Source organism: Streptomyces sp. NPDC002867 (assembly GCF_053591895.1).
On sequence record NZ_JBSFUR010000024.1, the window covers coordinates 25,584 to 45,805 of the forward strand.

General features: G+C 72.5%; 20 protein-coding genes. 7 read left to right on the plus strand and 13 right to left on the minus strand.

The genetic code is table 11. The features are described 5' to 3' along the window. Positions 1-19: 19 nt before the first annotated feature. Together ACWD0A_RS22425 and ACWD0A_RS22430 are read right to left on the minus strand one after the other, a co-directional pair. Complete coding sequence (locus tag ACWD0A_RS22425) at positions 20-1,918, minus strand: AAA family ATPase (RefSeq protein WP_451300662.1); 1,899 nt, start codon at positions 1,916-1,918, stop codon at positions 20-22. Between the two features lie 369 nt (positions 1,919-2,287). Then, complete coding sequence (locus ACWD0A_RS22430; protein ID WP_451300664.1) at positions 2,288-2,923, minus strand: uridine kinase family protein; 636 nt, start codon at positions 2,921-2,923, stop codon at positions 2,288-2,290. A 164-nt stretch (positions 2,924-3,087) separates the two neighbouring features. Here ACWD0A_RS22430 and ACWD0A_RS22435 point away from each other — a divergent pair, with 164 nt between their 5' ends. Together ACWD0A_RS22435 and ACWD0A_RS22440 are read left to right on the plus strand one after the other, a co-directional pair. After that, a complete protein-coding gene (locus tag ACWD0A_RS22435) occupies positions 3,088-4,473 on the plus strand; it encodes a peptidase C39 family protein (protein ID WP_451300666.1) in 1,386 nt (461 codons plus the stop codon). A 117-nt stretch (positions 4,474-4,590) separates the two neighbouring features. After that, a complete protein-coding gene (locus ACWD0A_RS22440; RefSeq protein WP_451300668.1) occupies positions 4,591-4,740 on the plus strand; it encodes an SCO1431 family membrane protein in 150 nt (49 codons plus the stop codon). A 316-nt stretch (positions 4,741-5,056) separates the two neighbouring features. On the opposite strand, the gene ACWD0A_RS22445 is transcribed toward ACWD0A_RS22440, so the two are convergent. Then, positions 5,057-5,644, minus strand: coding sequence for a DNA-3-methyladenine glycosylase I (locus ACWD0A_RS22445; RefSeq protein ID WP_451300670.1), 588 nt, complete (start codon positions 5,642-5,644; stop codon positions 5,057-5,059). Next, complete coding sequence (locus tag ACWD0A_RS22450; RefSeq protein WP_451300672.1) at positions 5,641-5,994, minus strand: DivIVA domain-containing protein; 354 nt, start codon at positions 5,992-5,994, stop codon at positions 5,641-5,643. Before ACWD0A_RS22450 ends, ACWD0A_RS22445 begins: the two co-directional genes overlap by 4 nt. Before the next feature lie 120 nt (positions 5,995-6,114). On the opposite strand from ACWD0A_RS22450, the gene folP reads away from it, so the two are divergent. Then, on the plus strand, positions 6,115-6,975 hold the full coding sequence (gene folP / locus ACWD0A_RS22455; RefSeq protein WP_451300674.1) for a dihydropteroate synthase: 861 nt from the start codon (positions 6,115-6,117) through the stop codon (positions 6,973-6,975). 58 nt (positions 6,976-7,033) lie between these two features. On the opposite strand, the gene ACWD0A_RS22460 is transcribed toward folP, so the two are convergent. Both ACWD0A_RS22460 and dapE read right to left on the minus strand, forming a co-directional pair. Continuing rightward, positions 7,034-7,786, minus strand: a complete 753-nt coding sequence (locus tag ACWD0A_RS22460) for an LOG family protein (RefSeq protein WP_451300676.1) — start codon at positions 7,784-7,786, stop codon at positions 7,034-7,036. 166 nt (positions 7,787-7,952) lie between these two features. Then, on the minus strand, positions 7,953-9,032 hold the full coding sequence (gene dapE, locus ACWD0A_RS22465; protein WP_451300678.1) for a succinyl-diaminopimelate desuccinylase: 1,080 nt from the start codon (positions 9,030-9,032) through the stop codon (positions 7,953-7,955). 39 nt (positions 9,033-9,071) lie between these two features. On the opposite strand from dapE, the gene ACWD0A_RS22470 reads away from it, so the two are divergent. Then, a complete protein-coding gene (locus ACWD0A_RS22470; protein WP_451300680.1) occupies positions 9,072-10,034 on the plus strand; it encodes a hypothetical protein in 963 nt (320 codons plus the stop codon). 310 nt (positions 10,035-10,344) lie between these two features. Further along, complete coding sequence (locus tag ACWD0A_RS22475; protein ID WP_451300682.1) at positions 10,345-10,782, plus strand: ATP-binding protein; 438 nt, start codon at positions 10,345-10,347, stop codon at positions 10,780-10,782. Positions 10,783-10,943: 161 nt separating this feature from the next. Here the strand turns inward: ACWD0A_RS22475 and dapC are convergent, their stop codons facing one another. Beyond that, a complete protein-coding gene (dapC, locus tag ACWD0A_RS22480; RefSeq protein WP_451300684.1) occupies positions 10,944-12,038 on the minus strand; it encodes a succinyldiaminopimelate transaminase in 1,095 nt (364 codons plus the stop codon). 160 nt (positions 12,039-12,198) lie between these two features. Continuing rightward, entirely contained in the window at positions 12,199-12,519 is a 321-nt protein-coding gene (fdxA, locus tag ACWD0A_RS22485) for a ferredoxin (RefSeq protein ID WP_003985062.1), read from the minus strand. A gap of 114 nt (positions 12,520-12,633) precedes the next feature. Between fdxA and ACWD0A_RS22490 the strand changes: the two genes are divergently transcribed. Continuing rightward, positions 12,634-13,629: a GNAT family N-acetyltransferase gene (locus ACWD0A_RS22490; protein ID WP_451300686.1), complete on the plus strand. Its 996-nt coding sequence runs from the start codon at positions 12,634-12,636 to the stop codon at positions 13,627-13,629. An 18-nt stretch (positions 13,630-13,647) separates the two neighbouring features. Beyond that, positions 13,648-14,484 (plus strand): transglutaminase-like domain-containing protein, encoded by an 837-nt coding sequence (locus tag ACWD0A_RS22495; protein ID WP_451300688.1) that lies wholly within the window; start codon positions 13,648-13,650, stop codon positions 14,482-14,484. 87 nt (positions 14,485-14,571) lie between these two features. Here ACWD0A_RS22495 and ACWD0A_RS22500 read toward each other — a convergent pair whose 3' ends face one another. From ACWD0A_RS22500 to ACWD0A_RS22520, 5 genes are all read right to left on the minus strand, one after another. Next, positions 14,572-15,732: a S8 family peptidase gene (locus ACWD0A_RS22500; RefSeq protein ID WP_451300690.1), complete on the minus strand. Its 1,161-nt coding sequence runs from the start codon at positions 15,730-15,732 to the stop codon at positions 14,572-14,574. Positions 15,733-16,047: 315 nt separating this feature from the next. Further along, entirely contained in the window at positions 16,048-18,195 is a 2,148-nt protein-coding gene (locus ACWD0A_RS22505) for a hypothetical protein (protein WP_451300692.1), read from the minus strand. 238 nt (positions 18,196-18,433) lie between these two features. Continuing rightward, complete coding sequence (locus ACWD0A_RS22510; protein ID WP_451300694.1) at positions 18,434-18,973, minus strand: DUF6113 family protein; 540 nt, start codon at positions 18,971-18,973, stop codon at positions 18,434-18,436. Next, positions 18,970-19,947, minus strand: a complete 978-nt coding sequence (gene mshB, locus ACWD0A_RS22515) for an N-acetyl-1-D-myo-inositol-2-amino-2-deoxy-alpha-D-glucopyranoside deacetylase (protein ID WP_451300696.1) — start codon at positions 19,945-19,947, stop codon at positions 18,970-18,972. Before mshB ends, ACWD0A_RS22510 begins: the two co-directional genes overlap by 4 nt. A 37-nt stretch (positions 19,948-19,984) precedes the next feature. Further along, on the minus strand, positions 19,985-20,179 hold the full coding sequence (locus ACWD0A_RS22520) for a hypothetical protein (protein ID WP_451300698.1): 195 nt from the start codon (positions 20,177-20,179) through the stop codon (positions 19,985-19,987). Positions 20,180-20,222: the final 43 nt, after the last annotated feature.

Below are 20,222 nucleotides of genomic sequence, written 5' to 3' on the forward strand. Positions count from 1 at the left end.
ACGACCGGGAGGCAGTGCCCTAGCCGAGGGGAGGCTCCTGCGGGCCGCGGCCCGCAGGACCGCGGCCCGACAGGACCTCCCCGTAGGCCTGCATCAGATCCGGGAGCCGCAGCGTCGACAGGTCCTCGCGGTTCGGGGTGCCCGGATACGTGGACAGCCGCAGGTCCCGGTACGCGCAGCTCTTCTCGTAGAGCGTGCGCAGGAACCGGCCGTTGCCCAGCTCGTCGATCCAGCCCTGCTCGACGACATGGCCGCTGATCGAGCACAGCTCGTCACGAGCCTCCTCGTCCCACACGTCGCCGTTCTCCGCGGCCAGCACCTCGCCGATGGCGGTCAGCTCGAGCGGGCGGTAGGACGGGAAGTCGACCCGGGTGGTGAAACGCGAGGAGAGGCCGGGGTTGGTCGCGAGCAGGCGGTCCATGCCCTCGGGGTAGCCCGCCAGGATGACCACCAGATGGTCGCGGTTGTCCTCGGCGCGCTTGAGCAGCACCTGCAGCGCCTCGTCGCCGTACGCGTCGCCCTTGCTGTAACCGGAATTGGAGAGGCTGTACGCCTCGTCCACGAAGAGCACCCCGCCGAGCGCCGAGTCGATCAGCTCATTGGCCTTCACCGCCGTCTGGCCGAGGAACTCGCCCACGAGATCGGCCCGTTGGGCCTCCACCAGGTGGTCGCCGCCGAGCAGCCCGAGCGCGTAGAACACCCGGCCGAGGATGCGGGCCACGGTGGTCTTGCCGGTGCCGGACGGGCCGGAGAAGACGAAGTGCCGCTTGGGCGGTCGTACGGGAAGGCTCTGACCGGCTCGCAACCGGGCCATCTCCAGCTGCGCCGACAGCGCTTTGACCTGCCGTTTCACCGGCTCCAGTCCCACCATGCGCTCCAGCTCCGCCAGCGCCTCGGCCAGGAGCACCGGGTCGGTGGGGCCCGACGGGAAGTGCGGGGGAGTGGCCTGCGGGGACACGGTCGTGCGCCGCCGGGGTCCGTCCGAGGGCGCCGGCCCGTTCCCCGGCAGCTGGCTCCCCGGGTCGCCGGGCAGGCGCTCGGTGGCGACCGGGCTCTCGCCCTCGGACTGGACGTCCGCGGCGTCGGCGCCGAAGCCGGTCAGCGACACGGCGGCCAGGCCCGCCGCCTCGTCGTAGCCGTCGATGCCGTCGATGCCGTCGTACTCCGCTATGGCCGCGAGCCGTGCCGAGGTGTCCATGAAGGCCGGGTCGATCCGGTGCACGGCCCGGTACAGCGGCATGGCAGCGGCGCTGCGTCCGGTGCCCTCGTGGGCACGTGCCAGCCAGTACCTCAGCTCCTTGCGCTGCGGCTGCTCGCTGCGGCAGCGCATCAGCGCGGCGGACAGCATGGGCTCCGCCTGGCGGAACATCTCCAGCCGCACCCGGGCCATCCCGCCGAACAGGCCGGCCTCGATGCCCAGCAGCGGATCGTCGACCAGCGGCTCGGTGTGGCGTACCAGCTCTTCCCAGTCCTTGACCAGGTAGGCACGGCAGGCGTGCAGGAAGCGCACCTGGGGGTCGGTGTCCACGGGCGGAAGCCCGGCCAGCGCCCGGTCGAGCTCGGGCACGTGGCGGCCGTCGAGCCAGTGGGAGGCGTGCGCCAGCAGGAGATCGCGCCGGCTCTCCAGCACGGGCTGCACCCACCAGCCCAGCCAGTACCAGGAGTTGAGCGTGCGTCGGTGGCGGGCGCGCTGTTCGCCGAACCGTTCGCGGTGGCGGTACATGCGCAGCAGGGCGGTGGTGGTGTCGACGCGCAGGGCGTGGAGCCCCAGCCACGCGTCCGCCATCCCCGGGTCGAGCCGCACAGCGGCGCGGAACTCCTCCTCCGCCTGCGGGTAGGCGCCCATGGTGCAGGCGTCCACGCCGCGCAGCCAGGCGAGCTCGGCCGGAGTCCGTGCCCCCTGCGTGCCGTCGTCCATAGGGTCCCCCACACTCCCCCCCACAAACTGTGCACCAGTGTTGTCGCGCCAGGGGGCGCCCACCGGCAGCGTACGCAACGACCATGCCGCGGACGGGAATTGAGCCCACCGGGGTGCATCGTACCGGCGCGGGGGAGCTGCGCTAAGAGCGCCGTAAGGACCAGGCGCCGGTGACCCACTGTGAGCGAAAGGGCCGGAAGAGTGCCGACGGGGAGGGGGAAGGGTAGAACGAAGCCCCCGATCACGGGGGAACAACCGGGGGCTTCGTGTCCGCGGCGGCTCCGGAAAGCCGCACATTGAGAACGTAAGACCTGTACGCCTCGTCGGTCAAGCAGAGTTGAGGCCCTCTTGCGCGGGAGGCCCGACTGCTCAGTATGCCTGGCCAGGGCGATCACCCTCGGTGATCGCGCCGTCCGTTCGTGGTGTCCCGTCAGGTACCACCGACCACTCGTAACCCTCGGAGCACTCGCGCACCAGGATGTCTGCGTGCGGACGGGACGGGTCCACGGAGAAATGGCGCATCTCCGCCGCCGTCCACCCGTCCCAGAAGGCGCTGAGCCCGGCGCCGTCGCGCTGCCTGCCGCGTGCCCAGGAGTCCTCCGCCGCACGGTCCATCCACAGGAGACGGGCCAGGTGGGGCCGCAGGGCCCGCCTCCCCGCGCCGACGCCCTCGACCAGGACGACGGGTGCCGCCGGCAGCGGACGCGGCTGAAGAAAACGCCTCAGATTCCAGTCGTACGGGTGATAAAGCGCCGTCCGTCCACGGGACAGCGGGGCGATCACCTCGTCCAACATCCGGCCGGTCCACGCGAACAGCTCCTCGTGCGTGGCGAGGTCGTCCAGGTGCAGCACCGGCACGTCGTCCCCGCCGAACGCGGCGGCGAGCCGGGCCGAGAACGTGCTCTTGCCCGAACCGGCGTGGCCGTCCACCGCGATCAGGCGCACCGGACCGCACGAAGGGGTCAGTGCGCGCAGCCGCGCGGCGAGCCGGTCGAGATCGTCCATGAGGCAAGGGTAGAAGCCGCCACGGCGCGGCCGGGACGCCCCCGCAGGTCATGCCAGTGGACCAGACCAATATTGCCCCGGCCGACGCGGTCCGAAGTGCTGGCCGAAGCCCCGCCCGAGCCGGGATAGTTGGCCCACTGTCGCGCACCGGACTTGGGGGTCCCATGGCCAGACCTACTTCGCGCAGAACCGTCCTGGGCGCCGCGATCGCGGCTGCCGCCAGTGCCGGAACGCTGTCCGCCGCCGGGCCGGCGGCCGCCTCACCCATGGCCGGCCCGGCCGGCGTCGCCCCTTCCTCCGGCCGGAACGCCGCCGCGGCCCCGCTCGTCGACAACCGCTTCTGGTCCACCTACACCGACTGGCGCTGCGGCGACCTGGCCGGCACCGCCGCGGTCTCCGGCCGACGCCCCGGCGTCGTGATCACCACGCCCGCGGGCACCGTCGACTACACCGATCCGCACACCGGGCGCGGCGCTCGATGGGAGTACGCGACCTGGACCTCGCCGGTGCACCGCTCGGCGGTGCCCGCGACCGAGGTCATCGCCTCCTGGAACGCGCACACCCCCACTGGGACCTGGCTCCAGGTGGAGCTCGCGGGCACCTACTCGGACGGCACGGACACGCCCTGGTTCGTGATGGGCCGCTGGTCCGCGGGCGACGGGGACATCCGCCGCACCTCCGTCGACGACCAGAGCGACGGCAAGGCGAGCATCTGGACCGACACCTTCGCCGTCGACGACGCGGCGAGCGGGCTGCGCCTGACCTCGTACCGGCTGCGGCTGACGCTCTACCGCAGGCCCGGCACCCGCCTCACCCCGACCGTGTGGCGCCTCGGCGCGATGGCCTCGGACATCCCGGACCGCTTCGGCGTGCCGGCCTCGGAGCCGGGCCTCGCCCGCGAGCTCGTGGTCCCGCGCTACTCGCAGAACACGCACGTCGGCCAGTACCCGGAGTACGACAACGGCGGCGAGGCCTGGTGCAGCCCCACCTCGTCCCAGATGATCACCGAGTACTGGGGGCGCAGGCCGACCGCCGACGACCTGGCCTGGGTGAACCCGGACTTCGCGGATCCGCAGGTCTGCCACGCGGCCCGCTTCACCTACGACTACCAGTACGAGGGCTGCGGCAACTGGCCCTTCAACGCGGCCTACGCGGCGACCTACCGCGACATGAGCGCGGTGGTCACCCGGCTCTCCTCGCTCACCGACCTGGAGACCCTGATCCGTGCCGGCATCCCGGCCATAACGTCGCAGTCGTTCCTCGAGGAGGAACTGACAGGAGCCGGCTACGGGACCGCGGGGCACCTGATGACGGTGATCGGCTTCACCGCCGACGGCGACGTGATCGCAGGCGATCCGGCGTCGCCGAGCAACGAGGCCGTGCGGCGTGTCTACCGGCGCGCCGAGTGGGAGAAGATCTGGCTCCGCACGAAGCGCTACAACGCGAGCGGGAAGGTCGTGTCCGGAACCGGCGGCGTCTGCTACGTGTACTGGCCGGCCGCCGCCACACCCGCCCAGCGCCGGGCTCTCGAGGCGGTCGGCATCCACTGAGGCGGCCGACCGGGCCCCGGGGGCGTGACGAACGTCTCTACCCCGGGGCCCGGAGGGGCTGGCACTGTGGTGGGGTCACGGGGGACGCCACCTGCACACCGACCGAACGAGACCGCCATGACTTCGACCGCCGCCACTGCCCACAGCGCCCGGCTCGGCACCCGCACCGGAGGCCCCGACGACGAGTCGTCGGTGCTGGAGCACGTCCTCGGCTGGACGCTCGTGGTCGTGCTCGCCATGCTGATCACCCAGCTCGGCCTGCTCTAGGTCCTCTCTTTCGGATCTTGCCGGGCTCGCGTGCCCTGGCACCGCACCTCTCCCCCGTAGCCCTTCGGGCACGGGAGGCGCGCCCCCAGCGTTGTCGTCAGTCGCCGACGTCCCCCAGCTACCGCTGGGAGGTGCCCCCACCGCGTGGACTCTCCCCCGGCCTTCGGCCGGGAGGTGCCCCCGTCCTCCGCCTTGCGATGCGCTCCCCAGGCCCCTGCGGGCCTGGGGAGACCCCATGCACCAGACCCTCCCCCTACGCCCTGCGGGCGTGGGGGACCCCCACTCACTGATCCGGCCTGATCCGAAAAGAGAGGACCTAGGCCCGCGGGCCGCGGGCCACGCAGTCGGCGAGGTGGTCGTCGACCAGGCCGCACGCCTGCATGAGGGCGTAGGCGGTCGTCGGTCCGATGAAGCGCAGGCCGCGCTTCTTGAGGGCCTTGGACAGCGCGGTCGACTCGTCGCTGACGGGCGGGACGTCGGCCAGGGTCCGCGGGGCAGCGCGCCGGGCGGGATCGGGGGCGTAGGACCAGATCAGTGCGTCGAGCTCGCCGGCGGGCCAGTCGGCGAGCACGCGCGCGTTGGCCATGGTCGCCTCGATCTTGGCGCGGTTGCGGATGATGCCGGCGTCGGCGAGGAGGCGCTCCTTGTCGGCGTCGGTGAACGCGGCGACCGAGGCGATCTTGAAGCCGTCGAAGGCGCTGCGGAAGCCCTCCCGGCGGCGCAGGATCGTGATCCAGGACAGACCGGACTGGAAGGCCTCCAGGCAGAGCCGCTCGAACAGGGCGTCGTCGCCGTGGACGGGGCGGCCCCACTCCTCGTCGTGGTAGGCCACGTAGTCCTCGGTGGACAGCCCCCAGGGGCAGCGGAGAGCGCCGTCGGGGCCGGGCACGGCGCCGCCGGTCATCGGTCCGTCTCCTCGTCCGGCTTGCCGAACAGGTCGCGGCGGCCGGCCGCCGTCGCCTGTGCGCCGGCCAGCGCCGACTCCAGGTCAGCGATACGCGCGTCCCGCTCGGCGAGCTCGGCGCCGAGCCGGTCGAGGACCTCGTCGACGTCGTCCATCCGGTAGCCCCGCGGGGACACGGGCAGGCGCAGGGCCTCCAGGTCCGCGCGACCCAGCGGGCGGTTCAGCGGGAGGAGGTCGGTCAGCTGCTCGGGCGCCACCTCGGGCAGGGCCGCGCTGTCGCCGCCGCCGACAACGGCGAGCGTGACCGCGGCGACGACCACGACCATCGCGATCAGCAAGAACAAGAACACGAGCGACCCTCTCCCCTGACGACCTGGGAACTCCCCGAGCGGAAACACTCCCGTGCCGATCGTGCCACGGGACACTGACAGTAGGGTCGCAGGGCGGACGATCTGAGGAGGAAACTGCGGATGCTGCGGCTGGGACGGCGCGAGTTCGACGCGCACGAGCCGGTGATCATGGCGATTGTGAACCGGACGCCCGACTCCTTCTACGACCAGGGCGCCACGTTCCGCGACGAGCCCGCGCTGTCCCGGGTCGAGCAGGCGGTGGCCGAGGGCGCGGCGATCATCGACATCGGCGGGGTGAAGGCGGGCCCCGGCGAGGAGGTGAGCGCCGAGGAGGAGGCGCGGCGCACGGTGGGGTTCGTGGCGGAGGTCCGCCGACGGCACCCGGACGTGGTGATCAGCGTCGACACCTGGCGGCACGACGTGGGCGAGGCCGTGTGCGAGGCGGGCGCCGACGTGCTGAACGACGCCTGGGGCGGGGTGGACCCCGGGCTGGCCGAGGTCGCGGCGCGGTACGGCGCCGGCCTGGTGTGCACGCACGCGGGCGGCTCCGAGCCCCGTACGCGCCCGCACCGGGTGGCGTACGACGACGTGATGGCGGACATCCTGCGGGTCACGGCCGGGCTCGCCGAGCGGGCCGTCGAGCTGGGCGTACGCCGGGACGGGATCATGATCGACCCCGGTCACGACTTCGGGAAGAACACCCGGCACAGTCTGGAGGCGACCCGCAGGCTGGGTGAGATGACGGCGACCGGCTGGCCGGTGCTGGTCTCGCTGTCCAACAAGGACTTCGTCGGCGAGACGCTCGACAAGCCGGTCAAGGAGCGGGTGCTCGGCACGCTGGCGACGACCGCCGTCTCGGCCTGGCTCGGGGCGCAGGTGTACCGGGTGCACGAGGTGGCCGAGACCAAGCAGGTGCTGGACATGGTGGCGTCGATCGCGGGCCACCGCCCTCCGGCGGTCGCCCGGCGGGGACTGGCCTGACGGCAGGCCGCCGGTGCGCTCCGGGAACGTCCGGGGCACACCGGCGACGTGCGGGGGGCTACCTGCCGGTCTCCTTGGTGACCATGGCGACGGCCTCCTCCACGTCGTCCGTGACGTGGAAGAGCAGCAGGTCACGCTCCGACGCCTTGCCCTGGGCGACCACGGTGCCGCGCAGCCAGTCGACCAGGCCGCCCCAGTACTCGCTGCCGAACAGGACGATCGGGAAGCGGGTCACCTTGCGGGTCTGGACGAGGGTGAGCGCCTCGAACAGCTCGTCCAGGGTGCCGAGACCGCCAGGCAGTACGACGAAGCCCTGCGCGTACTTCACGAACATCGTCTTGCGGACGAAGAAGTAGCGGAAGTTCACGCCGATGTCGACGTGCTGGTTGATGCCCTGCTCGAAGGGCAGCTCGATGCCGAGGCCGACGGAGATGCCCTTGGCCTCCCGCGCGCCCTTGTTGGCGGCCTCCATGGCGCCCGGGCCGCCGCCGGTGATCACGGCGAAACCGGCGTCGACCAGCGCCCGGCCGAGCTGCACCCCGACCTCGTACTCCGCGGTGCCGGGGCGGGTACGGGCGGAGCCGAAGACGCTGATGGCGCTGGGCAGTTCGGCGAGCGCGCCGAAGCCCTCGACGAACTCCGACTGGATGCGCATGACCCGCCAGGGGTCGGTGTGCACCCACTGGGAGTCGCCTTCGGTGTCCAGCAGCCGCTGGTCGGTGGTCGTCGGCTGGACCTGCTCCCTGCGGCGCAGTACCGGTCCCAGTCGCTGCTCCTCCAGCGCGCGCAAACCCTCGGAGTTGCTGCTCATGACCTGCTCCCTCCGCCGAACATCATTTTTCTTCGGGCCAGGGTAGGTCGGCGGACGTTACGAAGGGCGAAATGAGAGCGATCCGCCGGCCTTCGATGTCGGGAAGCACGGCCGCCACGCAGGGCCGACGGCTGCCGCGCAGAGCCACGGACGGCCGCCGGGGCGGTCAGGCGGTGAGCCACTCCCGCAGCCGCTCCTCGCAGTGCGTGATCTTGGCGACGGCCACATGCTCGTCCCGCTTGTGGGCGAGGAGCGCGTTGCCCGGGCCGTAGTTGACGGCCGGGACACCGAGAGCGCTGAACCGTGAGACGTCGGTCCAGCCGAACTTGGGCTGCGCGGTACCGCCCACGGCGGCCATGAACGCGGCCGCGGCGGGATGCGAGAGTCCGGGCAGCGCACCGCCTGTGTGGTCGTCCACCACGAATTCGCTCACTCCGCAGTCGGCGAACACCTCACGGACGTGGGCTTCGGCCTCCTCCATGCTGCGGTCGGGGGCGTAGCGGTAGTTGACGACCACGGTGCACGCGTCGGGAATGACATTGGTGGCCACACCGCCCTCGATGCCGACGGCGTTGAGGCCCTCGCGGTACTCGAGCCCGTCGATCACCGGCCGGCGGGGCTCGTACGCGGCGAGGCGGGCGAGGATCGGGGCGACGGCGTGAATGGCGTTGGACCCCATCCAGCTGCGCGCGGAGTGGGCGCGCTCGCCCTCCGTGCGCAGGTGGACCCGCAGGGTGCCCTGGCAGCCGCCCTCGACCTGGGCGTCGGAGGGCTCCAGCAGGACCGCGAAGTCACCCGTGAGCCAGTCGGGATGGGCGTCTGCCACATGCCCCAGGCCGTTCAGGTGTGCTGCGACCTCCTCGTTGTCGTAGAAGACGAACGTGAGGTCACGGTTGGGCTCGGGGACGGTGGCCGCGATACGGAGCTGGACGGCGACGCCCGACTTCATGTCGCTGGTGCCGCAGCCCCACAGGATGCCGTTCTCGTCGAGACGCGAGGGCAGGTTCTCCGCGACCGGAACCGTGTCGATGTGCCCGGCGAGCACCACGCGCTCGGCCCGCCCCAGGTGCGTACGGGCCACGATGTTGTTGCCGTGCCGGTCGACGGTGAGGTGCGGCAGCAGGCGCAGGGCCTGCTCGATGGCGTCGGCGAGGGGCTTCTCCTCCCCGCTGACCGAGCGGTGGTCGACCAGCGCGGCGGTGAGCGCCGGGCCGTCCAGGGTGAGGTCAAGCACGGTTTCAGGCATGGCTCAGACCCTAACGCCACCTCCAGTACCGTGGGCGTCGTGTCCGAGACCGCCTCCCCCGTCCGGCGCGGCCGCCTCCTTCGCTTCGCGGCCGCGCTCCTCGTGCTGCTGGCTCTCATCGGCTACGTCGTCGTGCAGTACGTCAACGGCGGCGGCCCGCCGCGCTGCGTCGTGCGCACGGCGGAGGACGGCGGCACGTCGTACGAACTCTCGGCGGAGCAGGCGGACAACGCGGCGACGATCTCCGCGGTCGGCACCACGCGGGGCATGCCCCAGCGCGCTGTCACGATCGCGCTGGCCACCGCGCTCCAGGAGTCGGCGCTGCGCAACATCGAGCACGGCGACCGGGACTCGCTCGGCCTGTTCCAGCAGCGTCCCTCGCAGGGCTGGGGCACACCGGAGCAGATCCTCGACCCGGTGTACGCGGCCGGGAAGTTCTACGACCACCTCGCCGAGGTGCCCGGATACTCGCGTCTGCCGCTGACCGTGGCCGCTCAGCGCGTCCAGCGCAGCGGCTTCCCGCAGGCGTACGCGAAGCACGAGCCGGACGCCACGCTGCTGGCGGCGGCGCTCACGGGGCGTGCGGCGGCCACGCTGACCTGCGAGTCCCGGGAGGGCGGGCGGTCCGGCGATCCGGCGAAGCTGCGGTCGGAGCTGGTGCGCGCCTTCGGGTCCGACGTGCTGCCGCGCGGTGGTGCGGGGCGTGGGAGCGCCGGCGCGCAGGACATGACGGAGCTTGCCGTTCCGGTGCCGTCCACGGCGGCGGACGACGACGGCGCGTCCCGGCGGGGCTGGGAGCTGGCGCACTGGGCGGTGGCCCGTGCGGACGCGCTGCGCATCGCGGAGGTCTCGTACGGGGGCCGGGTGTGGAGCACGGCGCAGTCCGGGAAGGGCTGGCGCGAGGAGCCGTCCCGCGCGGGCGGCAGGGCCGGCGCGGGCGCGTCCGGCGGCGGCACCGCCGATCAGGGCACGGGTGACGTCCGCATTCGGCTCGCACAGTAGTCCGTCGCCTCCCTCGAACGAGGCATTCCATTCCCTTCGCGCGGAGGGCTCACAGCCCCCGTCGCGCCTCACCGGGAATATGCGTGAAATCCCTTTGGCGCCAAGGGAAGTGACGGTTCGCCAGCGTACCGGACATGGCAATGTTTGCCCGTTTTCCCGCGAAACCGATTATGCGACGCGTTACCAATTCTTTACCCGGGGGCACCGCAACTTCCCCCGCCCTCCCTGCGGTTGTCAGGACGTCCGTACGCCGGACAGCACCATCACGCACCACGCACAGTCCGAACGTCCTCTCGCTTCAAGGAGCATCATGTCCCTCCCCCTGACCCGTCGGATCGCCCGTGCCGCGCTGCTCATCGCGGCGGGAGCAGCTCCCGTGGTCGGTGCGGCCGGCTCCGCAGGCGCCGTGGAACTCCCCCAGGCCCCGGTCGGCGGCCTGACGGCCCTCGACTCGGACAACGTCGACGGCACGGTCGGCGGCGTCTCGAAGGAGACCACCAAGGTGGCCCGCCAGGTCGGCAGCAAGCCGGTCGAGAAGGCCGCCCCCGCCGCGACGAAGACCGTCGCCAAGGCCGTCACCAAGACCGCCAAGACGGCCGCTCCGGTCGCCAGGAAGGCCGCCGCCGACACCGCCGGCGAGGCGGGCGGCCTGATCGGCGGCGCCACCAAGGGCGGTCTGCCGACCGACTCGCTGGGCGGTGGCGGGCTGCCCACCGGCACGCTCGGCGGTCTGCCGCTGGGCGGCTGATCCGCCGCCGGCCGGTCGACGCGTCGGCGCATCGCAGCGCCGGCCTGCCGGCAGGCCGGCGCTGCGGCAGGCCGGCAGGTGAACGCGAAGGCCCGGGAGCCACTGCTCCCGGGCCCTTCCGCAGATCCGGTGCGCCGGCGGCGCACCGGCACGGTGAGGGCTCAGCCCAGACGCTTCACGGCCGCCTCGACCCGCTCGTCGGTCGCCGTGAACGCCACCCGTACGAACCGCTCGCCCGCCTCTCCGTAGAAGTCGCCGGGCGCGACCAGGATGCCGAGGTCCGCCAGGTATCCGACGGTCTCCCAGCACGGCTCGTCGCGCGTCGCCCACAGGTACAGGCTGGCCTCGCTGTGCTCGATGCGGAAGCCGTGCGCCTCGAGCGCCGAGCGCAGCGCCGTGCGGCGGGCCGCGTACCTGGCGCGCTGTTCGAAGACGTGCGCGTCGTCGCCGAGGGCGGCGACGGTCGCCGCCTGCACGGGGGCCGGGGTCATCATCCCGCCGTGCTTGCGGATCCGGAGCAGTTCGCCGAGCACGTCCGCGTCACCGGCGATGAACGCGGCACGGTACCCGGCCAGGTTGGAGCGCTTGGAGAGCGAGTGGACCGCGACGACGCCCTCGTACGTGCCGCCGCAGACGTCCGGGTGCAGCACGGACACCGGCTCGGCCTCCCAGCCGAGCTCCAGGTAGCACTCGTCGCTGAACACCAGCACGCCGTTCTCGCGCGCCCAGGCAACGATCCGGGTCAGCTCGTCCTTGGCCAGCACCTTGCCCGTGGGGTTGGACGGCGAGTTCAGCCACAACAGCTTGAGGCCGGCGGGGTCGAGCTCCGTAGGGTCGTCGTAGACGACGGGCTCCGCGCCGCACAGGCGCGCGCCCACCTCGTACGTCGGGTAGGCGAGCCGCGGGTAGGCGACCGTGTCCCCCGCGCCGAGGCCGAGCTGTGTGGGCAGCCAGGCCACCAGCTCCTTGGAGCCGACGACGGGCAGGACGTTGGTGTGCTCGACGTTCACCGCACCTAGCCGGCGCTCCACCCAGCCCACCAGCGCGTCCCGCAGCGCGGCCGTGCCCCACACCGTGGGGTAGCCGGGTGAGTCGGCGGCGGCCACGAGGGCCTGCCGGATCAGCGGGGGCACCGGGTCGACGGGCGTGCCGACGGAGAGGTCGACGATCCCGTCGGGGTGGCCGGCGGCCGTCGCCTTGTACGGCTCGAGCTTGTCCCAGGGGAAGACGGGGAGGCGCGAAGAGACTGAGGCCACGACGGCGCTCGCTTTCTGGTACGTGGGCGTCAAACGCCTCGGCCCCGTACGGACGACGAGCCGTACGGGACCGAGGATGCGGATCGGATCTGCCGTCCCGCGGCGGATCAGCGGCTCAGTGGCCGATCCGCCGACGGGGCGGATCAGTCCTGGCGGCTGATCAGCCGTTCTGCGGGGGCAGCGCGGCGATGAAGGGGTGGTCGCGCTCGATCAGGCCGAGCTTGGAGGCACCACCGGGCGAACCGAGCTCGTCGAAGAACTCGACGTTCGCCTTGTAGTAGTCCTTCCACTCCTCCGGTGTGTCGTCCTCGTAGAAGATGGCCTCCACGGGGCAGACCGGCTCACAAGCACCGCAGTCGACGCATTCGTCCGGGTGGATGTACAAGGACCGGGAGCCCTCGTAGATGCAGTCGACGGGGCACTCCTCGATGCACGCCTTGTCCTTGACGTCGACACAAGGCTGCGCGATGACGTAGGTCACGCTGTCGTTCCTCCTCGGTAAGGGCTGGCTTGCGCGGGAGCGCGGCGTCGTCGATGCCCGCCCCTAGTATCTCCGTTCTTGGCAACGATCCGAACAGGAGGGGCTCGCAGAGCTGTGGAATTCACTGCCGGCGGACGACTTGAGGTCCGTATTACACCCGATGACGTGGGGAAACGAGTCTCCGTCCGGACCGTGGACGCGCCCGGCGGCCCGGGACACGAGTTCACCGACACGGTAGGTGTTCTCACATCATGGACCGGCGGTGTGCTGGTGATCACACGGCGGACCGGCGAGACCGTCCACATCGCGGAATCGTCCCTGGTCGCGGGCAAGGTCGTGCCCCCGGCTCCGGCCCGGCGGCGGGGTCCGGCGGCCCGCTTCGAGGAGCTCGCGCGGGTGATGGCCAGGGCCTGGCAGCCGGTGGAGAGCGAGCGGCTCGGCGACTGGGAGCTGCGGGCGTCGTCCGGCTTCACGCGGCGCGCCAATTCGGTGCTGCCCCTCGGTGACCCCGGGATGGAGCTCGACGCGGCGCTGGAGCGGGTGCGCGACTGGTACGGACGGCGCGGCCTCCCGGCGTACGTGCAGACCGCGACCGGCGCGGCGGGCACACAGGAGGAGCTGTGCGCCGAGCTGGAGGCGCGCGGGTGGCGGCGCGAGGTGTCGGCACAGGTGCAGGTCGGCGGCCTCGCGCCGGTCGGCGACCTGGACGCGGACGTCACGCGAGTGGAGCTGGCCCGCACCGTCGACGAGACCTGGCTGCGGCGCTACCAGCGGTCCGGTGTACCGGGCCCCCATGTGCTCCAGGTCCTGGGCAGCGGCCCTTCGGTGTGGTTCGCCACCGTACCCGGCACCGGGGAGGTGCCCGCGGCGATCGGCCGGTGTGTGGTCGACGGACGCTGGGCGGGCTTCATGGCGGTGGAGGTCGACCCCGAGTACCGCCGTCAGGGGCTCGCCAGGGCGGTCATGGCGGCCCTGGCCCGCCGGGCGCTGGAGGAGGGCGCGTCGGCCGCCTGGCTGCAGGTGGAGACGGACAACGGGGCGGCCCGCGCGCTGTACGGAGGCATGGGTTTCGCGGTCCACCACCACTACCACCACTTCCGAGCGGCGTAGAACGGGTACGAGAGGCGTATGCAGCACGATTCCCGGCGGCAGTCCTGGCGGGAGCGGTTCGCCGAGGAGGCCCGCGCCGCACGCCCCGACCTGGCCCTGCTGTGCCTGCTCATCGGCACGCAGGCGGACCCCGCGCTGGACGAGGCGGGCATCGACGAGGCCCAGATCGAGCTGGACCGTCTCGCGGGGATGCTGCCGTACGGGCTCACCACGCCCCACGCCTGGGCGCGGGCGCTGGCGGACCTGCTCGGCGGCCGCGAGGGCTTCCACGGCAGCCCGGCGGACTACGAGAACCTGGAGTCCTCTCTGCTGCACGAGGTGCTGCGGCGCCGCCGTGGCCTGCCGATCCTGCTCTCGATCGTCTGGACGGAGGTCGCCCGACGGGCGGGCGGGCACGTGTACGGCGTGGCCCTGCCCGGCCATTTCGTGGTCGGCTTCGGCGAGGCCGACGCGCAGGTCCTCGCGGACCCGTTCGCCGCGGGCCGGCTGCTGACGGCACAGGACGCGGAACTCCTCGTCACGAGCACGACGGGCGCGCCACTGACCCCGTCGATGCTGACGCCCGCGGACCCGCTCTCGGTGGTGTCGCGCGTCCTGAACAACATCCGCGCCTGGGCGGCGCCCCGCCCGGAACGCTCGGAGGTGGCCCTCTGGGCGCTCGATCTGCTCCTGCTTCTCCCCGCCCACCCGGCCCGGCTCCGTTACGAACGGGCCCGTCTGCTGGTCCAGCGCGGCGAGTTCACGACGGGCGCGGCGGAGCTGGAGGCGTACGCGGACGTGGTGTCCGCGGTGGACCCCACGACCGCGGAGGCGGTCAGGGCCCGGGCCCGGGCGGCACGGGCGATGCTGAACTGACGGGGCGGCCCGTCTTCCGGGGCGCAGAACCGCCCTTCCGGCCGGCCCGGTCGTGGTGGGCCGGGCCGGCCGGGGAGCGGTTTGCGGTCAGAGGGTGTTCTTGTAGAGCAGCAGGTTCGGGGTGCCCGCCGGGTTGTTCTTGATCACGCCCTTGGTGGCGTTGGTGGTGATCCAGCTGTTCACCGTGGAGGAGGCGGCGTCGCCCATGGCGCCCTTGTAGAGCGCTCCGACACCGGCGACGTGCGGGCTGGCCATCGAGGTGCCGCTGATGGTGTTGCTGGCGCCGAGGAGCCAGGCGGAGGTGATGCCCACACCGGGTGCGTAGGTCTCGACGCAGGAGCCGTGGTTGGTGAAGGAGGCCGCCGTGTCCGTCTTGTCGGATGCCGCGACCGTCATCACGCCGGAGGCGCTCGCCGGCGAGGTCGCGCAGGCGTCCTCCCCGTCGTTGCCCGCCGCGACGGCGAGGAAGACGCCCGCGTTGTTGAGGCTGGTGGCGGCGCTGTTGACGGTGGCGGAGAAGCCGCCGCCGAGCGACATGTTGGCGACGGCCGGCTTGACCGCGTGCGTGCGGACCCAGTCCATGCCCTCGATCACGTCGGCGTTGGTGCCGATGCCGGCGCAGTTGAGAACGCGTACGCCGCGCAGCTTGACGCCCTTGGCCACGCCGTAGGCGGAGCCGCCGATGGTGCCGGCGACGTGGGTGCCGTGGCCGTTGCAGTCCAGGCCGGTGCCTTCGAGGGTGGCGTCGTAGGCGCTCGCGGCCCGGCCGCCGAAGTCCGGGTGGCCCGGGTCGATGCCGGTGTCGATGACGTACGCCGTCACGTTCGAGGCGGTGGTGGTGTAGCCGTAAGTGGTGGACAGCGGCAGGGTGCGCTGGTCGATGCGGTCCAGCCCCCAGGTGGCGTTGTTCTGGGTGGCGCCGGCACGGACCTCCTGGTCCTCCTCGATGCGCGTCACCGACGGGTGCTTGCGCAGGGCGGTCAGCTGACCGGGGGTGAGTGCGGCGGCGAAGCCGTCGATCACGGCGTCGTAGGTGTGCTGTGGCCGCACACCCGCGAGGCGGGCCAGACCGGCGGCGCTCGTGCCGGACTCGAGGGTGACGATGTAGTGGCCGGGTACGGCCTTGCCGGTGGCCCGGACCACCTCGACCAGCGGGCCGTCCGAGGGGGTCGCGGCCTCCGCGGTAGCGGGCAGGGCGGCCACGGCGAGGGGGATCGCCATCAGGGCGGCGGCAGTTCGTGTCTTCACGGGGTGCCAGTCCTCCTTGTCGACGTCCGCCGAGGGGTCACCACGGCGGACGTTCCGTGTGGGGGGCGCGACAGGGAACGTATGAGCGAGGAATACCGGCGGCAAGGGGTGGAACAAGGTTTTCTTCACGAGTGGAGGGCTACGCCTCACTTCGCTGCCCCTCTCACCGCACGCCGGTCGACTGCCGTTCCGATGCGGGGAGTTCACAACGGCGTCGACTGAGGCGCGGTCCCCCGCGAGTGACGGTCGCTCAGCACGACAAAGCCCCTGCCCGACTTGGGCAGGGGCTTTGACCGGCGGTTTCGCTCAGGTCGCTCAGCTCGGGTCGAGCGAGATCACGGCCGTGCGCTCCGCGGGGGTCCTGCCGCGCAGGGCCGGCCCCATCGCCTGGGCCACGTCGTCTGCGGACACCTGGTGCTGCTTGCCGTCGCCCTTGGTGATCATGATCCCGTCGAAGACACCGTCCAGCAGCTCCTCGATGGCCCGCTTGTCGTAGACCTCGACCAGCTTCCCGTCGATCGGCTTCATGGAGAGGATCTTCGGCAGGGACTTCGCCGGCCCGAACTGGATCGACTTGTCACCTGCCTTGATGGTGATCAGGCCGGACATCGCGGGCTGGGCGAACTCCTTCATCGCCCGGTCCAGTTCCGCCTTCGTGATCGTCGGCTCGCGGGTGGTCACCGGGACTTCGACCACGTTCGGCTTGCCGGTCTCCACCTGGGCGCGGTACGCGTCCTTCACCGAGATCATCGAGCGGCCGACGTCCAGGGACTGGCCCGCCTTGCCCGGTACGGCGACCGCCTTGCCCGGCTCGAAACGGATCGTGCCGTCGGTGGCCGAACCGGACGTGCCCGCCAGGTCCGCGAGCGCCACGCTCAGCTTCTCCTCGTCGACGAGGATCACCGGCTCGGCGACGCGCTCGCCGCCGAAGAGGGATCCGATCACCGAGACCGGGTTGTAGTCGCTGCCCGCGGCGGCGCGCACCGTCGCCTGGCTGTCCAGGGAGAGGCCTGCCTTGTCCGGGGCGAGTTCGGCCTTCTTGCCGCCGACCGAGAGCTGGAGCGGCGTGCCGGCCCGCTCGCCGAGCGCCGCGTCGAGCTTGTTGACGGCCTCGTCCCGCGTGCCGCCGCCGATGTCGACCCCGAGGACCGTGGTGCTCTTCGGCACGTCCGAGTGGTTGAGCAGCAGACCGGCGCCGTACGCGACGCCGAGCAGGGCGATCACGCCGACGCCCGCGAGCATCAGCTTGGAGCGGCCCTTCTTCGCGGGCGCGGGCGCGGGCCGGGGCGCCGGCCGCGGCTCCGCGGTGGACACGGGTCCGGCCGGGCCCGCCGGGCCGCCGCCGGGGCCGGCCGGGAACTCCGGCGCGGAGAACTCGGGCTCCGGCCCGTGCGGGCCGCCCAGCATCGGGAACGGGGAGCGGTGCTCCTCGGGGACGACGGGAATGCCGCTGGTCAGCGTGTCGCCGGAGACGTGGCCGCCACCCGGTCCGGGCGCGGGCTTCTGGGGGGTGAGCACCGCGGTGTCGTCGGACATGCGGGGCGCGACGCCGGGGCCGCTGGGCATTCCGCCGGGCGTCATCGCGCCGGTGGCGGGGCCGGACGTGGGGCCCGCAGGGCCGGAACGACCCGGTCCGCCCGGCGGACGCACGCCCAGCGGGGGCGTGTTGCGGCCGGGGGCGAAGCTGTTGCCGCCCTGGCCGGGGCCCTCCTGACCGGGGCCTGCCTGGCCGCGACCGCCGCTGAGACCGTCCGGGCCGGGCGCGCCGCCGGGGCCGGGCCGGGGGCCGTCGGAGAAGTACGGGGTGCCCGTGCCGGGAGGCGTGCCCGTGCCGGGAGGCGTGCCGGTGCCGCCGCGCGGGCGCGTGGGGAGGGGAGGCGCACCGGCGTCCTCGGCGAGTGCCGCGAGTCCCGACTTGCGGGGTGCGCCGTCACCCGCGCCCGGCCCCTGGGGCCCGCCGTCGGCGGAACCCGGACCGCCGGCCGCCGGACCACCCTGCGGTGCCGGACCACCCTGCGGTGCCGGTGCCGCGGACTTGCGCGGCGCGAACCAGTCGCTCGCCGCCGGCTTCTCCTCGGCCGCCGGAGCCTCCGCCGTCTCCTGGGAGGCGGCGGGCCGCGGGACGCTCCCGGTGCGCTCGCTCTCGCGCTCGCCGGTGCCGGCATCGGCGTCGGCCGCCGCTCCGTTCCGCGCGGCGGCGTCGGTGTCGCCCATCGGCGTACGCATCACGACGGGCGGGATCGGCCGCGACCCCGGGATGTTGATCCGGATCCGCGTCGTCAGCGTGGTCTCGGTCTTCTTCTCCTCCGGCTGCCGCGAGGAAGCGGCACCCTCGTCCGGAGCGTCCTGCGTCGGATGCAGCGACGGATACTGGCGGGATCCGTACGGCGGTGTTCCCGAGGGGTACGCGGCTCCACCGCGCCCCTGGGGGCCGGAGGACGAACTGTCAGTTTCACGACTCAAAGCAGGTTCTCCCGGTTGGCTTCGCCGCCCGTTCTTACTGGATAGCTACTGCTGCGGGCGGCTCGGCGGCGCGCACCACCATACTGGCCACCGCCGACGCACACCCGGGGACTGCGGGAAGCGGCCCCCGGCGGCCCTTGGGCGGGCCATACGGGCATGGCCGGTTCAGGGGCTCCCCGGCCCGTCGGTCGACCTACCCTAGGGGGCCGCCGAACCGGCTGCGTGCTGGGGGTACGGGCTACGGCTGCCCGCCAAGTCGGCCCGGACCGCCGCCCGGTTGCGGCAGCCGCGACATGGTGGCGCAGATCACAGCCGTGGCCATACCACCGAGCATGTAGACGAGCGGCCCGATCCCCGAGGTGAACATGGCGTCGCCCTCGGGTCGTCCGACGCTGAGGACGACGATGGACAGCAGCCAGCCGACAGCGGACGCGGCCACCCCGAGCTGGCCCCCGGTCGCGCGCAGCGAGCCGTAGAACAAGGCGGCCGTGGCGGCCAGCGCGAGCGCCAAACCGCCCGGGAACCAGGCGCCTTGGAGGAGCGAGCCCGCGATGCCGACGGCCGCGCCGAGGAGCGCGAGACCGAGGTACACGACGGCACGGCCGGGCCGCGGGGGGCGGGCGAGGAAGGAGCCGGCGGCGCCACCGCCCGGCCCGTGCGCACCGCCCTGACCGGTCGCACCGCCGGAACCGGCCCTCCCGCTCTGTCCCTTGGTTCCGCTTTTTCCGGTCGTGTCGGCGCGCCCGCGCGTTCCGCCCTTTCCGGTCGTTCCGCTCATGTGGTCACCCCCGAAGTCCCCTCTGGATCCTCACCTCGTGAGACCTTCCCAAATGCCGCGTTCTTCGCGACCCCTTCCTGCCCACCGGACTCTTCGATGCCCGCGAAGAGGTCGTGCTCGCGCTCGCCGGCCGGCGCTCCGGAAGTGCCGGCGGCCAACTGGTAGTACTCGGTGGTGAACAACGGCTGCCCCAGATCGTTGGAGAGCGCGAAGAACGTGCCGTCCACGGCGATCTGGGTGGCGTGTGCGCGCATCGCGGCCGCCTTGCGCTCCGCGTACGCGGTGCCGTCGATCTCCGTGGTGATCTCGGAGTCCTCCACCACGCCCGGAATGTCGCCGATCTCCGCGATGCCGGGGAAGTCCGCCCCCGCGGCGCGCAGCCGGGCGAAGCCCTCCTCGGCGGCCGACCTCGGCACCCGGTTCCAGTAGATCTTGGCGAGGGTGTGCGGGGCTCCGAGGTCGCGCCGGTAGGCGGGCTCGGCGGCCAGCTCGGCGGCGCGCATCGCGACGCGGTGGGTCTGGATGTGGTCGGGGTGGCCGTATCCTCCGTCGGGGTCGTACGTCACCATCACCTGGGGGCGCACGGAACGGATGATCTCCACGAGGTGTGCGGCGGCCTCGTCGACCTCGGTGTTCCAGAACGCGCCCTCGCGGTGGTTCTGCTCGACACCCATCATTCCCGAGTCGCGGAACCGGCCCTGTCCCCCGAGGAAGCGGTGGTCGGTGACGCCCAGCTCCTTCATCGCGGCGGCCAGTTCGCCGACGCGGTAGGGGCCCAGCCGGTCCTCCCGGTCGGGCGCGAGATGGGCGAGATCGGCCGGGATGACCTCGCCCTCCTCGCCGAGGGTGCAGGTCACCAGGGTGACCTGGGCGCCGGCGGCCGCGTACAGGGCCATCGTGGCGCCGTTGTTGATCGACTCGTCGTCCGGGTGCGCGTGCACCAGGAGCAGACGACGGGCGGGAAGATCCTTCATACCGAACAGACTAGGCCCCCGCCGTCGAAGGCCCTGCTCAGAACTTGATGCCCCCGATCATGCCCGCCACGTTCGTGGTCAGCTCCGTGATCGTCGGAGCCACCGAGGAGCTGGCGAGGTAGAACCCGAGCAACACGCAGATCGCCGCATGTCCGCCCTTCAACCCGGCTTTCCGGATCAGCAGGAAGACGACGATCGCCAGCAGCACCACCGCCGAAATCGAGAGTGCCACGGCGGTTCACCTCCACAGATATTCGGTCGGGACGGGCCAGTTG

Bases quoted from the DNA above. Each gene is read 5' to 3' on its own strand.
- ACWD0A_RS22430 (WP_451300664.1), bottom strand. From the start codon at position 2,923: ATGGACGATCTCGACCGGCTCGCCGCGCGGCTGCGCGCACTGACCCCT.
- ACWD0A_RS22445 (WP_451300670.1), bottom strand. From the start codon at position 5,644: ATGACCGGCGGCGCCGTGCCCGGCCCCGACGGCGCTCTCCGCTGCCCC.
- mshB (WP_451300696.1), bottom strand. From the start codon at position 19,947: ATGAAGGATCTTCCCGCCCGTCGTCTGCTCCTGGTGCACGCGCACCCG.
- ACWD0A_RS22510 (WP_451300694.1), bottom strand. From the start codon at position 18,973: ATGAGCGGAACGACCGGAAAGGGCGGAACGCGCGGGCGCGCCGACACG.
- dapE (WP_451300678.1), bottom strand. From the start codon at position 9,032: ATGCCTGAAACCGTGCTTGACCTCACCCTGGACGGCCCGGCGCTCACC.
- ACWD0A_RS22475 (WP_451300682.1), top strand. From the start codon at position 10,345: ATGTCCCTCCCCCTGACCCGTCGGATCGCCCGTGCCGCGCTGCTCATC.
- folP (WP_451300674.1), top strand. From the start codon at position 6,115: ATGCTGCGGCTGGGACGGCGCGAGTTCGACGCGCACGAGCCGGTGATC.
- ACWD0A_RS22440 (WP_451300668.1), top strand. From the start codon at position 4,591: ATGACTTCGACCGCCGCCACTGCCCACAGCGCCCGGCTCGGCACCCGC.
- ACWD0A_RS22460 (WP_451300676.1), bottom strand. From the start codon at position 7,786: ATGAGCAGCAACTCCGAGGGTTTGCGCGCGCTGGAGGAGCAGCGACTG.
- ACWD0A_RS22425 (WP_451300662.1), bottom strand. From the start codon at position 1,918: ATGGACGACGGCACGCAGGGGGCACGGACTCCGGCCGAGCTCGCCTGG.
- ACWD0A_RS22435 (WP_451300666.1), top strand. From the start codon at position 3,088: ATGGCCAGACCTACTTCGCGCAGAACCGTCCTGGGCGCCGCGATCGCG.
- ACWD0A_RS22495 (WP_451300688.1), top strand. From the start codon at position 13,648: ATGCAGCACGATTCCCGGCGGCAGTCCTGGCGGGAGCGGTTCGCCGAG.